Consider the following 13,096-nt stretch of genomic DNA (forward strand, 5'->3'; position numbering starts at 1 on the left):
ATCATTAAATCTTGACTCTTTTTAAACGAAGTGAATTCGTTACTACGGAGACTGAACTAAACGCCATCGCAGCACCTGCAACCCATGGCGCCAACATTCCCATTGCCGCGATAGGAATGCCCCCGGTGTTATATATTAAAGCCCAGAAGAGATTTTGGCGGATATTTTTAATTGTCTTTTGGCTTAAAGAAATCGCTTTTGGAATCAAGGTTAATTCTCCGCCTAATATGGTGATATCGGCCGCTTCAATGGCCACATCGGTCCCGGTTCCAATTGCGATTCCAATATCGGCAACGGCAAGGGCAGGCGCGTCATTTATTCCATCACCAACCATCGCAACCTTTCTTCCTTTTTGCTGGAGTATTTTCACGTGATTAGCTTTTTCCTCAGGTAAGACTTCCGCGATTACTTTTTGAATTCCTACCTGAGCTGCAATCGCTTTTGCTGTCCGTTCATTATCACCTGTCAGCATAAAGACCTCAATCCCAAGCTGATGTAACTGCTCGACTGCCGTTTTTGCTGTCTCTTTGACTGTATCTGCAACAGCTATGACCCCCATAATGGAGGAATTGATGGCAATAAACATTGCTGTTTTTCCTTCGTTCTCAAACCGGTGCAGGTCATGTTCCACCTCTAAATAGGGGATTCTTTTTAGATTCATAAGCTTGCGGGTGCCGATATATATATCCTCATAGCCTATTTTTGCTTCAATCCCATAACCAGGAATGGCCGCAAATTTTTTTACAGGAAGAGTACTTGTCCTATTCTCCATTCCAAACTTAACAATCGCTTCTGCAAGCGGATGCTCAGAAGACTTCTCAGCAGAGACAAGATATTGGAGGACTTTTTTTTCATCTCGGTAGGCGATAAAATCTGTAACGATTGGTTGTCCCTTTGTAATCGTTCCAGTTTTGTCCAGAACAATTGTGTCAATTTTATGGGCTGCTTCTAAATGTTCTCCGCCTTTGAAGAGAATACCCATTTCCGCTCCTTTACCAGTGCCAACCATGATGGAAGTCGGAGTTGCTAATCCAAGCGCACATGGACAGGCAATGACGAGGACAGCAATGGATGTTTCTAATGCGGTTGGAATATTCCCGGGATTAATAAACAGATACCAAATAAAAAATGTAAGGAATGATATGGTAACCACAACAGGGACAAAGTACCCAGATATAATATCAGCAATCCGTTGTATTGGAGCCTTATTTCCTTGAGCCTCCTCAACGATTTTGATAATTCCTGCGAGCGCTGTATCCTTTCCCACCTTTACAGCGGCCACTGTAATTGTTCCATTTTTATTTATGGTCGAACCGATCACCGTATCACCCGGGGATTTTTCCACAGGGATAGATTCACCTGTGATCATTGACTCATCAACTGACGTTTTTCCTTGGATTACTTCTCCGTCAACCGGGATTTTTTCTCCAGGTTTCACTAATAAAAGATCTGACACCTTAACTTCATTTATCGGAATTTTAAACTCTTTCCCTTCACGAATAACGATGGCTTCCTTTGCCTGCAAGCTTAGCAGTTTGGAGATTGCAATCGTTGTTCTTCCCTTTGCAATGGCTTCAAATAATTTGCCAAGCAGGATTAAGGTGATAAGCACGGCACTAGTTTCAAAATAAAGATGAGGGGAGTATTGTTGATTTTCAAGCGTCTTTAAACCTTCAAAAAGACTATAAAAATAAGCAGCAGAGGTTCCCAGTGCCACTAAAACATCCATATTCGCGCCCTTATTTTTCAATGCTTTAAAAGCGGCAATATAAAATGGTCCTCCTATATAAAATTGGACTGGTGTTGCCAAGATTAATTGAAACCATGGATTCATCAAGAGGTGTGGCATGGGCAGGTTGAGTTCCACCGGTACATGATCAAGCATGGTATAGAGTAGTGGAAAAGAAAGAATAATAGAAAGAATTAATAATTGTTTCTTATGTTTTATTTCTTCTTCTTTTAGCTGTCTTTTTTCCTCTCTTTGCATTTTTTTCTTGGCACCATAGCCAATTTTTTCAATTCTTGCGATAATGTCATCACTGGAAACCAGCTCAGTCTCATAAGAAATAGCGGCACTCTCCATGGCTAAATTAACATTTGCCTCGACACCGTCCATTTTATTCAAAACCTTTTCAATTCTCGTTGAACATGCCGCGCAGGTCATCCCTGATATATCTAACTTTAGCTGCTCTTTCACTTTGTTCACCTCAATTAATACAGTACCCTGGCATCCTATGTTTTTCGATGATATTTGTCACTATCACTAGTTTTTTGCTTTATAATAAATTCTCCATAAAAACAAAAACCTCCTCCTTTTACGGAAGAGGCGTATGAATATTATTCTTTAATGGCTGCTTCTAAAGCCACTTCAATCATATCGTTAAAGGTTAATTGTCTTTCTTCAGCAGTTGTTTCTTCACCTGTCAAAATATGGTCACTTACTGTCAAAACAGAAAGCGCTTTACGTCCAAATTTAGCTGCTAATGTATATAGTGCGGTTGTCTCCATTTCAATCGCTAAAATCTGATATTTCGCCCATTTTTCCAGTTCAGCATTATCGTTGTAGAAGGAGTCAGCGGTAAAAATATTCCCCACTTTTAAATTTAGCCCTTTCTCTAAACCAGTATCATAGGCCTTCTTCAATAAATCAAAACTTGCACACGGTGCGAAATCAACATGGCCAAAGGTTAGACGGTTCATATTGGAATCCGTTGAACTTGTCATAGCAAGAATGACATCGCGGACCTTAACATCCTTTTGAATCGCTCCACAGGTTCCAACTCGTATTAAATTTTGAACATTATAGCTTTGCATCAATTCATTTACATAAATAGATATGGAAGGAACTCCCATTCCAGTTCCTTGGACAGAAATTCTCTTTCCTTTATATGTACCAGTATAGCCAAACATATTTCGAACTTCGTTATAGCATTTTGCATCCTCTAAAAAAGTTTCTGCAATATATTTTGCACGAAGCGGATCTCCAGGAAGCAATACCGTCTCCGCAATTTCGTTTTCTTTCGCACCAATATGTACGCTCATTTCAAAATCCTCCTAACAAAAAATAGTACAGTTATTATTCTGCACCATAGACACTATAACATAAACAATTTTCACTAGAAAAGGTAAATCAGAAACGGACATGAAATTTTAATTTTGTGGGATGCTATTTCTAGAATTAAAAGGAGGTTGAGTTTTTTGGGAAAGAAACATCGAAGCCGCGTAAATGGACAAAAGAAAAATAATCATATCCCTGCAGAAGCAATCGTAGCTGAACACGAGGCACATGCGAAGGAACATAATGCTTCTGGCGGCCGCAAAAGCTAAGAAAAAACCTAAGGATGTTTTCCTTAGGTTTTGTCATTATTTAGAGCAGCATAATTCGATTAATCGGAAACCAGCCGCCAGGCTTTAATTGATAGTAGTGCTGGCCGCCGCGGCCTTCATCAATTAAAACGATATCCCCAGTAGTTAGAAATCTCCCACTATAATCAGCAGGGATTCTGTCCGTCACATTAAAGCAGCTGAAGGTCTCCTGCAGACAATGATCTCTGCTATTCGCTATAATCGTCGTTCGATATACCTCTTTATGCCCTTTATTTTCCCTGTACTTTGGAGTTTGAAAGATCGTCACATCATATTGAATACTTGCTCTTCTAGTTAATACTTTGATCATCATTTACCTCCAATTATTAGAATTAATTTTATATTCTAATAATTAGCGATGACCCATGTCGAATCCTTCTGAGAAATTCCGCTTTTTTTGTCGAAAATGACTTTTTTTACTTATTTGCCGCTGATTCATGTGAAATAATAGCGAAAGGACAAAGAATGCTTAGGAATAACGGCTGATAACCGTTTGAATTTTTTGTGTTAAATAAGGAATATCTGCATTTGTAACAGTTAAACGCACATTTGTTTCATCTGTTCCCATTGCTTCAGAGAATAAACCTGATAAACCTCTAGCACGGCGATCGACTTGGAGCATTATATCCAGTTCCCCGTTACCTGCTGGAAAGAAAACGACTTCAAGTTCATCTAAACGGCCGCGGAATGGTCCAGAAGCAGGAACGAATTCAAATTCTTGAACAAAAGGAAGGCGTCCCCGCAATCTTCTAGGTGCCTCTTCACAATCTGCTTCCCTAATTCTAAAGCCCAGATTATCAACGGAATTAAATACAGCAGACATCAACGGATTAGGGACCACCTTTAAATGATCCTGATCACTTGGATCGACACCACCTTTAATATCAAGGCCAGTCGATACCCAAACCTTGGATCTACCGATAGTTAATGGAGTATCATAGGGCAATTGGAAAGTAAACGGAATTTCTTTTCGTTCATTTGACCTAATGGTAAAGGGTGTCGTTAAGCGGAAACGGTCGATCGTTGCTGTGACTGTATACTTCCGGTCATCAGATTCTCTTAAATAGGTTGTGTTTAATGCTAAATAAATTTCATCAACCTGCTGTTCCACTTTGCCGCCTCTAATTTCTACAACTCCCTTAACGGTCTCTCCCGGCATATACGTATCCTTTTCTAACTTTGTGTCTACTGCTGCTGATCCAATCCCTACACTGGCAAATACTTTGTTAAAGAACGACATTTTTTTCTCTCCCTTGATTAAGTATAAATTGTTGAATATCAGCTTTTATTTGAGCGCAATTGTCATAAGCAATATCGATTTGCAGAAGCCTGCGAATGATGCGTTTTGCTTGATCAGATATATCCAATTCCACTTCCCAGCTTTTTTCTGCTGTATTTTCTTGAACGGTAAAATTGGAATACAGCAAAAATAAAAGAAAATGGCCCAATCCATAGAAATCCGCCTGTTGGTTTACTTCTTTACGTAAATCCAGTTTGCGTCGTTTCTCTTTGTATTTAAAATTCAAAGGTCTAGCAAGTCCTAAATCAATCAGCCTAATCTTTGATCCGGCTTGGATGACATTAGGAATACGGATATCACGATGGATAAGATTACGACTATGAAGATATTCAATATGTTCTAATAATTCGAAAGCAATCCTAAACGCTTCTCTTTCAGGAATGACCATATTTTCAGCAAAAATTAATTGTTCAAAATTCTTGCCGTCAATAAATTCCATCGTATAATAGGGGATTTTCTTAAATGTCCCGTCCTCAAAATACATTGGAAATCCTGGATTATCCATCGAATTTAATAATACTTTTTCTAACTCAAAGCCTTGTCTTCCAGCCTTGGTTATTCTTTTGTGAAGGCGAAGTGCTTTTAGAACCTTTTTCGTTTGAGTAACTAAATCTACTACTAGATAGCTGTGCCCATAGCTGCCCATACCGAGATGGCTGATCACCTGATAGCGGCCAGCCAGAATTTTTTCTTTAGAGAACGGCCTTTCGAAAAGATTGGAAAATAATAAAATGATTTTTTTTACCATTTATTTAACTACTAAAGAAACTAGACATAAAACTGCCGCTTTTATGCTTCTTTTTATAATGATGGTGCCCTAGATGGTTGTGATTATAATGGTTCATCTTCTTCCAGGCATCGCTTGATGAGCTGTATTTATGATGCCCATTGCTCAGTTTGCTTTTAATAATTGATTTAAGGATTTTTTTGAACATCCTAATCCCTCCTCATCTTCGTACCAATATATACGAATAAGAAAAATAATGGTTTCGCTATTTTAAAAAAAATAATTCATTTCATCGAATCAAACAAAAAGCGAGCACAGAATGCTCGTCTTTCGTCTCCATCTATTTTAAGAAGAGGCTTTTCCCTTCTTTCATTCAATGTTTATTATTCATCTTGCACTTCTTCATCGATGATACTTTTCTCAATTAAATATTCAAAGGTAATGTCAGCGAGTTCTTCCAATTCTTCTTCGCTAGGAACGTATCCCCTTTTTACAAGCTCATGAAAGAAAAATTCGGCAATTTCTTCTGTATCAATAAATACTTCAATTTCTCTCATAGCATCGCCCCCTTTTTACAGAATGTATGATGTACATGGCCTTTTCATGCTATTTCAATTTATTAAAAAAAGAAACATGTCTTTTTTTAATCGGACAAGCATATGTTTGAAGTAAATAATCCTACTTGAGGTGATATCATGTTAAATTTACAAACAAAGTTTGAGGCATTAATGGAAGATGTTAACAAAGAAGATGGGCAAACTGTACAAATGATGGAAAACTTCCTCAGTGCGATGTTTTTTCTAATTAAATGGGCCGGAATTCCTTTTGTTTTGTATTTATTGTTTGCGGTAACACGGTTATAGGCTACACATGGCTTTTGCCATCGTTGCTTACAAGGCTCTCTAATTTTCTGAGAATAACTCGCATGACTTGATAGTATTCTTGATCATGAAATAATTCATATAGTATTCGATAATCGTTGAATATATCTAACAAATTATCAATTAGTTCCTTCTTTTCCTTTTTACGCTCGATTTCTTCAAATTCCGCTTTCCTTACCATGTTTTGCAAATTAGGATTTTTTGTTGTTTTTTCTTGCTTATTCACTAAGTATAAGAGGCCTAGTTTTTGAATAAATGTGTCTGCACTCTCCGCATCCGCCACAAGCGTCAGTTCCTCTTCTCCTGCTTCAAGCCACTCCCCATCACTTACTCTGGATAGTTCATAGATAACATCTTCCCATGCATCATCCTTATAGCGCCATATTTCGGTACGGAAGCCAACCACTTTAAATAAATCTGCACCATAACCGGCTACTTGAACTAAATCACCGATAAAAAATTTATATTCTATATCAATTTGCTCCTGTTCCATTATCGTGCCGTCATATTCGGAGAGTAATTGCAAGGCTTCCTCAATGAACAGCCCATCACTCTTATTCACTTCATACACATACTTTCCGTCGAGCCATTTTACATCTGTAACTCTGCCAACAGTACCATATATTGTAATCACGACCGTATCACCGATCTTGTACTTCGGTTTTTTTCGTTTTGCCATGTCCTCCCATCCTCTCAAATGATTAGTCGTGAATTTTGATTACAATAGTATATGCGCAGCTATTTATAAAAGCGCATGACAATTATAAAATGAAAAAATCGCCTCCAACGAGGAGACGATTTCTTTTTATGCTTTATTTTCAGATATGATATACAACTGCCAGGCTTCATCAAATATAGACATCGATTCCAAATAGTGACCATTCAATTCCAGATACGAGCTTAATTCGTGGTAATCAGATGAATTTTTTGGAAAACTATGATCTAAATAAGCATGATTCGCAAATAGGCTCATTGCGTCCTTAGGGGAAGGATGCCGATATTTCATTAAGAAATGATAAAATGATTTGCTCATGATAACGCCTTTCTAATCCGTTTTATTTATATTCCATACTATAACGGATATAGTTGGCAGCGTAAAGTTTCACATAGCAAAAGCAGCCTGATATTTAGGCTGCTTACTTTTAGGAAGAGAAATCAAAGTAATTTTTCTTTAATAGCCTCGGGATTGCCATTAATTCTTCAAAGGTAATCACTTTTCCAACCTTACGGCAATCAATTAAATATAATTGGTTCTCAATTTCTTTTACTATCGGCTCACTCTGATAGACCATCGAACAATCCGGACAAGAGAGAGTCGGCGTCTCAGATATTTCAATTGCCCGTGTTCCATCAGGGATTTCCCAATAAACCGAACCTGTCAATCTTTTAACATTTGGGCTGCTGCACCACTCACACACCATTTGCCCTAAACCCCCTCTGTCGTACTGCTGGAATTAGGTGTTTCATGACTTTCCTTTTCTTTTTGGGTTTGTGCCTTATATTTCTTATCCTTCAATTCATCCCGTTTGCTTCGTTTATCTTTAAGCGATGTATGAGCAGGGTCTTGATTGTAATCCTTACGGCGGTTCAGTCTTGATAATCCTTCCGGAACGAGATTAAAGTGCTGGTCATTCATAATCCCCGCTATCCCGGCAAGGGAGCGTTTTTCTTCCATGTCTGGATAGACCTCTTTAAAGTAGTTCTCCGCCCTTCCAGGGACATAGTTTTCTGGTTCAGGATACGAAGTAATAACACCCTCAAAGTTCCGTAGGACAACCTTTTCCGCACTTTGCGAAATTAAATAATTAGGCTGAAGGGCAATTTTTCCGCCTCCTCCCGGTGCATCAACGACAAAAGTAGGCACTGCATAGCCGCTTGTATGTCCTCTTAATCCCTCAATGATTTCAAGGCCTTTTGAAACAGGTGCACGGAAATGGCCGATGCCTTCTGAAAGATCACATTGATAGATATAGTATGGCCGTACACGAATTTTCACAAGGTCATGCATCAGCCTTTTCATAATTGGAACGCTGTCATTAATACCTGCTAGAATAACAGACTGATTGCCAACTGGAACGCCGCAATTGGCGAGCATTTCACAGGCACGTTTCGATTCCTCCGTGATTTCGATCGACGTATTAAAATGGGTATTCAGCCAAACCGGATGATATTTTTTTAAAATATTACAGAGATTTTCCGTAATCCTCTGCGGGAATACAACCGGGGCCCTCGTCCCTATCCGAATAATTTCTACATGATCAATTTCCCTTAGGTTCTTAAGAATATATTCCAAAATATTATCATTAATAAGGAGGCCATCCCCTCCGGAAATCAATACATCCCTTACCTGCGGGGTTTGCCGGATATATCCAATCGCTGCATCCAGCTGCTTCTTTGGAACACCCATGCCAATTTGCCCCGAGAAGCGCCGTCTTGTACAATAGCGGCAATACATGGAACATTGATTGGTTACTAGAAAGAGCACCCGGTCTGGATAACGATGGGTTAACCCAGGAACGGGTGAATCTTCATCTTCGTATAATGGATCTTCGAGGTCATACTTGGTTTTATAAATTTCTTTTGAAATGGGTACAGACTGCATTCTAATCGGACAGCGTGGGTCATCTGGATTCATCAAGGAAGCATAATAGGGTGTAATATTTAAGGGGATTGTTTTCGTCGAAATTCTTACTCCCTCTTCTTCATCCGGCGTCAAATTGATAACTTTTTTCAAGTCATCTAACGTTCGAATCGTATTTGTCAGCTGCCACAGCCAATCGTTCCACTGTTCTTCGGTAACATCCTTCCAAAGCTCAATATCCTTCCAATGCCTTTTTGGCTTATATAAAAATTGTTTCATCACAATTCCTCCATTCGTGACCTTTACTTATTAATATGCAAGAAACGTGCCAATGCTTAAGAGCTGGAGCGCCCGTTTGGAGGAACAAAAAGGCGCCGAAAATTCGGCGCCTCAGTCTAGTATTTTTTTAATTTTATATTGTAACGTTTGTCTTGGGATCTCTAATAGTTTGGAGGCTTGATTGATATTTCCAGCACTTAACTCTAATGCATTTTTAATTAATCGTTTCTCTAACTTTTCAATATTTTTCCTTAGTGAAAGCTCTACAGTTGAATCCATACTACTTTGCGGCGATGCTGAAAGATGCTTCAACATTATCGGCAAATCCTCGACCCTTAGGTATTCCGCTTCAGAGATATTCATCATGTATTCAATCGTATGCTTTAACTCGCGTACATTCCCTGGCCATTGATACTCGAGAAATAAGGATTTACACGAATTTTTAATGCCCTTTATGTTTTTTGTCAATTTAACGTTGAATTCCTTAATAAAGTGTTCTGTTAAAAACAAAATATCTTCTTTTCGATCCCTTAACGGCAGCAGGGAAAAGGTGAACACATTTAATCGGTAATAGAGGTCAGACCTAAGCTTCTGGTCTTGAAGTGCTTCATTTGGATGTACATTCATCGCGGCGATGACGCGAACATCCACAAGTATGTTTTCCGAGCTCCCGACCCTTCTAACCATTCCATCCTCTAACACTCTAAGCAGCTTCGCCTGCAGTTCAATCGGCATAGTATGTAACTCGTCTAGAAAAAGAGTGCCCCCATCTGCCAGCTCAAATAAGCCTTTTCGGTCAACTGCCCCAGTATAGCTTCCTTTAGCTGTACCAAAAAGAATGCTTTCAAGCAGGGTTTCGGGAATTGCTGCACAATTTTGCGCTATAAATGGACCTTCAGAGCGCAGTGACTCACAGTGGAGGCCCTGAACAAACAGTTCTTTTCCAGTGCCGCTTTCCCCATAAACAAGAATGGGAGAATCCGATTTTGCTAATTTTTTCGCTTCCTCCTTTAAGCTGTTGAAGCTGGAATTTACCGTCATTAAATCCCTAAGGGTATACCTGACCTGCCTGCCAGACTTTTTCCTGTTGCTTCTATTTAACCCTTTTTGCAGGTCTAGTAATCTTTCTGCAAACAGCTTCATTCGCGAATAATCTTTAGCGATTTCAACGGCACCGATGATTTCTTCGCCTAAAAAGATAGGCAGTGTCGTATTCATGGTATCAATTCTAGTGCCATGCAAATTCATATAAACCTGGGTTTGATTGTAAATTGGCTTTCCTGTTTTTATGACCTTTAACAAGGTACTGGATTCTTCTGAAAGGGAAGGAAAGGAATCAAATAAATGCTTCCCCAATACTTCCTTTACTGTCATCCCATCATGTCTTGCTGCCACTTCGTTATAATAAATCGTTTTTCCTTCTGTATTGACCACATGGATTCCTTCATCAATACTTTTTAATATGGCGCTTAGAACTTCTTGCGTTAAAGCGGTTAATTGGGCCATTTATTTCACCTGCCTTTCTGGTAGGATAAGGTGCCGAAAAATGGTCATACTTGAGCCGAAAATTTAGCAGTTTGCCAGATTCTTTACCCACATATTCATATTTTCTAATTTGTCATAGATATAGCAATTATTCATTAACCTTCCCCTATAGGAATACCCAAGCTGGTATAAAACAGCATTCATGCCAAAGGATAAAGATCTTGCTATCGAGTAGGCACAAAAGATTCCTTTTCTTTTCAATTCAGCCTCAAGCTCTTTAAGAATTAGCTTCATTAATCCATACTTCCGATGTTCTGTCAGGGTCGCACAATCTGTTAATTCCGCATTTTTATAAAACCCATTGATTTCAGCAGAGGCAGCACTGACTATTTTACTCTGGTAAAAAAATGCATAATAAATCGTTCCATCCTTCATGGTCTTTTTAATATATTCCGGATCATTCATCGGAGTGGGATAGATTTGAAACACTTGGCCATACAGGGCGGCTAGCTCTACTGCATATCTTTCGTCTGTCTTTTTCAGTTCATATTCTTTGGGAGGAAACGCTTTTTCGACCGATGTATCTAATTGATAAATACTGTGGACCATCCCGTCTTCTGTAATCCAATGGTCGTTTTTCTTTCTTTCTTGTGTATAAAACTTTGAAAAAAAATGAGCATCGGAACCAAGAAAATAACGATCAACGACAGCTTCAGGCTGGAGTGCATGTTCGAGTAATTTCAGTGAATCTTCTGTACGAGCCTTAAATATTAGCTTTTCTGCTTGGTGCTTTTTAACAAGCTCCTCTGTTTTTTCTAATAACAGGTTCAAATTCCCCCGATAATCATCCACACGAATTCGTTTATTAAAGGGGTCCAAATAGACCTCCAGGAAAAAGCGACTGTCCTCCACATAAATCGTTTCTGATGTTTGATTCATTCGATCCCCTCCTTAAACACCATGAAGCTATTTGAAAAAAAGTCTGGCCTAGAATTAAGCCAGACATCGTGATGTTATTCCATCTTAAAGCTAATTAATTTTAATTCGGTCATTTCCTCGACGGCGTATTTGATTCCTTCTCGTCCCATGCCGCTTAACTTCACCCCGCCGTAGGGCATTTGATCAACGCGGAACGTAGGAATATCATTAATCATTACGCCGCCAACTTCTAATCTTTTCGCCGCCTGAAGTCCATAATGGATGTCATTCGTAAAAATCCCTGCCTGCAGGCCATATTTTGAGTCATTGACCATCTCAATGGCCTCATCCATTGTTTTAAACCGATTAATATGGACGACCGGAGCAAAAATTTCTTCACAAGAAACCTTTTCGCTGGTGTCTACATCGACCAAAACGGTTGGCTGATAAATTCCATCCGTAATGCTGCCGCCAATTTTTATCCCTGCACCGCTTGCAACTGCTTCTTCTACCCACTCTTTCGTACGCTGAACATCTCCCCTTGAAATCAATGCAGAGATATCTGTTTCTTCATCCAAGGGATTCCCGATTTTTAGTTTTTTCACTTCTTCTACGAACTGCTCCGTAAATGGTTCCAATAGATTTTCATGAACAAAAATCCGCTGAATGCTAATACATACCTGCCCCTGGTAGGAAAACGCACCTGTGATAATCCTAGGGATAATCTTTTCAAGGTTGACCCCTTCGTCGACAATTACGGCAGAGTTTGAACCTAATTCCAGGGTTACTCGCTTTAAGCCGGAGTTTTCCCGGATATATCTGCCAACCTCAGGGCTTCCCGTAAAGGTGATCATCTTAATTCTGTCGTCTTTCATTAATATATCGCCGACACTGCGTCCGCTTCCGGTTACCACGTTTAAGGCACCCTTCGGCAAACCTGCCCGGTGAAAAAATTCAGCAATCTTATAAGCCGATAACGGGGTTTGGCTCGCCGGCTTTAACACCACAGGATTTCCTGCGGCAATCGCTGGTCCTACTTTATGAGCAACGAGATTCATAGGGAAATTGAATGGCGTAATCGCTGCGATGACACCAATAGGCTCTCTAACCGTAAAAGCAAGCCTTCCTTCCCCGCCTGGAGCTGCATCCATCGGAACTGTTTCTCCATGGATTCTTCTTGCTTCATGGGAAGCGAAGGTATAGGTCATGATTGTCCGGTCTACCTCGGCCCGGGCAACTTTAAGCGGTTTTGCTGCTTCTTGAGAAATGATCTTCGCACATTCTTCTCTTTCTTCCTTTAGAAAACCTGCTACTTTTTCTAAAATTTCCGCCCTGACATATGCCGGCAGCACTGCTAATTTTGCTGAAGCCTGATCTGCCGACGCGATTGCATCCAGAACATCGTCCTTTCCGGCAACTGCGATATCCGCAATATGCTCAAGATTATAAGGGTTGTTTAATCCCGTATAGGCTGCTGCAGGACGGTATTCTCCGCCAATCCATAGTGATTGTTTCAAAATATTATCCTCCATTCCCTTGCTTTACCACTAATATAGCAA

Annotated in this window: 15 protein-coding genes; 2 read left to right on the top strand and 13 right to left on the bottom strand. The window is 39.6% G+C overall.

Going from position 1 to position 13,096, the window contains the following annotated elements; translation table 11 throughout:
• Positions 1-4: 4 nt before the first annotated feature.
• The gene (locus LC455_RS19465) at positions 5-2,197 is read right to left on the bottom strand and encodes a heavy metal translocating P-type ATPase (RefSeq protein ID WP_317851455.1); all 2,193 of its coding nucleotides are present in this window, start codon (positions 2,195-2,197) and stop codon (positions 5-7) included.
• Between the two features lie 140 nt (positions 2,198-2,337).
• Positions 2,338-3,042 carry a purine-nucleoside phosphorylase gene (deoD, locus tag LC455_RS19470; RefSeq protein ID WP_223593211.1) on the bottom strand — a complete coding sequence of 235 codons (705 nt, stop codon included), beginning with the start codon at positions 3,040-3,042 and terminating at the stop codon, positions 2,338-2,340.
• Between the two features lie 156 nt (positions 3,043-3,198).
• Between deoD and LC455_RS31490 the strand changes: the two genes are divergently transcribed.
• The gene (locus LC455_RS31490; protein ID WP_263297846.1) at positions 3,199-3,327 is read left to right on the top strand and encodes a hypothetical protein; all 129 of its coding nucleotides are present in this window, start codon (positions 3,199-3,201) and stop codon (positions 3,325-3,327) included.
• A 40-nt stretch (positions 3,328-3,367) separates the two neighbouring features.
• Here LC455_RS31490 and LC455_RS19475 read toward each other — a convergent pair whose 3' ends face one another.
• From LC455_RS19475 to LC455_RS19490, 4 genes are all read right to left on the bottom strand, one after another.
• Entirely contained in the window at positions 3,368-3,679 is a 312-nt protein-coding gene (locus tag LC455_RS19475) for a hypothetical protein (RefSeq protein ID WP_223593213.1), read from the bottom strand.
• 156 nt (positions 3,680-3,835) lie between these two features.
• Positions 3,836-4,606, bottom strand: a complete 771-nt coding sequence (locus LC455_RS19480) for a sporulation protein (protein WP_223593214.1) — start codon at positions 4,604-4,606, stop codon at positions 3,836-3,838.
• Positions 4,593-5,414: a serine/threonine protein kinase gene (locus LC455_RS19485; RefSeq protein ID WP_223593215.1), complete on the bottom strand. Its 822-nt coding sequence runs from the start codon at positions 5,412-5,414 to the stop codon at positions 4,593-4,595. The genes LC455_RS19480 and LC455_RS19485 overlap by 14 nt, the downstream gene beginning before the upstream one ends.
• A gap of 362 nt (positions 5,415-5,776) precedes the next feature.
• Positions 5,777-5,950, bottom strand: a complete 174-nt coding sequence (locus tag LC455_RS19490) for a YozD family protein (RefSeq protein WP_223593216.1) — start codon at positions 5,948-5,950, stop codon at positions 5,777-5,779.
• A gap of 138 nt (positions 5,951-6,088) precedes the next feature.
• Between LC455_RS19490 and LC455_RS19495 the strand changes: the two genes are divergently transcribed.
• Positions 6,089-6,256 (top strand): hypothetical protein, encoded by a 168-nt coding sequence (locus LC455_RS19495; protein WP_223593217.1) that lies wholly within the window; start codon positions 6,089-6,091, stop codon positions 6,254-6,256.
• A 1-nt stretch (position 6,257) separates the two neighbouring features.
• Here the strand turns inward: LC455_RS19495 and LC455_RS19500 are convergent, their stop codons facing one another.
• From LC455_RS19500 to LC455_RS19530, 7 genes are all read right to left on the bottom strand, one after another.
• Complete coding sequence (locus tag LC455_RS19500; RefSeq protein WP_223593218.1) at positions 6,258-6,953, bottom strand: hypothetical protein; 696 nt, start codon at positions 6,951-6,953, stop codon at positions 6,258-6,260.
• A gap of 126 nt (positions 6,954-7,079) precedes the next feature.
• Complete coding sequence (locus LC455_RS19505) at positions 7,080-7,307, bottom strand: YozE family protein (protein WP_223593219.1); 228 nt, start codon at positions 7,305-7,307, stop codon at positions 7,080-7,082.
• A 109-nt stretch (positions 7,308-7,416) separates the two neighbouring features.
• Positions 7,417-7,695, bottom strand: a complete 279-nt coding sequence (locus LC455_RS19510) for a YokU family protein (RefSeq protein WP_223593220.1) — start codon at positions 7,693-7,695, stop codon at positions 7,417-7,419.
• Positions 7,696-7,700: 5 nt separating this feature from the next.
• A complete protein-coding gene (gene ablA, locus LC455_RS19515; protein WP_223593221.1) occupies positions 7,701-9,134 on the bottom strand; it encodes a lysine 2,3-aminomutase in 1,434 nt (477 codons plus the stop codon).
• Between the two features lie 111 nt (positions 9,135-9,245).
• Positions 9,246-10,640 carry a sigma-54 interaction domain-containing protein gene (locus LC455_RS19520; protein ID WP_223593222.1) on the bottom strand — a complete coding sequence of 465 codons (1,395 nt, stop codon included), beginning with the start codon at positions 10,638-10,640 and terminating at the stop codon, positions 9,246-9,248.
• Positions 10,641-10,703: 63 nt separating this feature from the next.
• Positions 10,704-11,558, bottom strand: a complete 855-nt coding sequence (gene ablB, locus LC455_RS19525; protein ID WP_223593224.1) for a putative beta-lysine N-acetyltransferase — start codon at positions 11,556-11,558, stop codon at positions 10,704-10,706.
• Between the two features lie 74 nt (positions 11,559-11,632).
• Positions 11,633-13,069 carry an aldehyde dehydrogenase family protein gene (locus tag LC455_RS19530; RefSeq protein WP_223593226.1) on the bottom strand — a complete coding sequence of 479 codons (1,437 nt, stop codon included), beginning with the start codon at positions 13,067-13,069 and terminating at the stop codon, positions 11,633-11,635.
• Positions 13,070-13,096: the final 27 nt, after the last annotated feature.

It is taken from the genome of Neobacillus bataviensis (assembly GCF_019969725.1).

Bases quoted from the DNA above. Each gene is read 5' to 3' on its own strand.
- deoD (WP_223593211.1), bottom strand. From the start codon at position 3,042: ATGAGCGTACATATTGGTGCGAAAGAAAACGAAATTGCGGAGACGGTA.
- LC455_RS19475 (WP_223593213.1), bottom strand. From the start codon at position 3,679: ATGATGATCAAAGTATTAACTAGAAGAGCAAGTATTCAATATGATGTG.
- LC455_RS19480 (WP_223593214.1), bottom strand. From the start codon at position 4,606: ATGTCGTTCTTTAACAAAGTATTTGCCAGTGTAGGGATTGGATCAGCA.
- LC455_RS19485 (WP_223593215.1), bottom strand. From the start codon at position 5,414: ATGGTAAAAAAAATCATTTTATTATTTTCCAATCTTTTCGAAAGGCCG.
- LC455_RS19490 (WP_223593216.1), bottom strand. From the start codon at position 5,950: ATGAGAGAAATTGAAGTATTTATTGATACAGAAGAAATTGCCGAATTT.
- LC455_RS19495 (WP_223593217.1), top strand. From the start codon at position 6,089: ATGTTAAATTTACAAACAAAGTTTGAGGCATTAATGGAAGATGTTAAC.
- LC455_RS19500 (WP_223593218.1), bottom strand. From the start codon at position 6,953: ATGGCAAAACGAAAAAAACCGAAGTACAAGATCGGTGATACGGTCGTG.
- LC455_RS19505 (WP_223593219.1), bottom strand. From the start codon at position 7,307: ATGAGCAAATCATTTTATCATTTCTTAATGAAATATCGGCATCCTTCC.
- LC455_RS19510 (WP_223593220.1), bottom strand. From the start codon at position 7,695: ATGGTGTGTGAGTGGTGCAGCAGCCCAAATGTTAAAAGATTGACAGGT.
- ablA (WP_223593221.1), bottom strand. From the start codon at position 9,134: ATGAAACAATTTTTATATAAGCCAAAAAGGCATTGGAAGGATATTGAG.
- LC455_RS19520 (WP_223593222.1), bottom strand. From the start codon at position 10,640: ATGGCCCAATTAACCGCTTTAACGCAAGAAGTTCTAAGCGCCATATTA.
- ablB (WP_223593224.1), bottom strand. From the start codon at position 11,558: ATGAATCAAACATCAGAAACGATTTATGTGGAGGACAGTCGCTTTTTC.
- LC455_RS19530 (WP_223593226.1), bottom strand. From the start codon at position 13,069: ATGGAGGATAATATTTTGAAACAATCACTATGGATTGGCGGAGAATAC.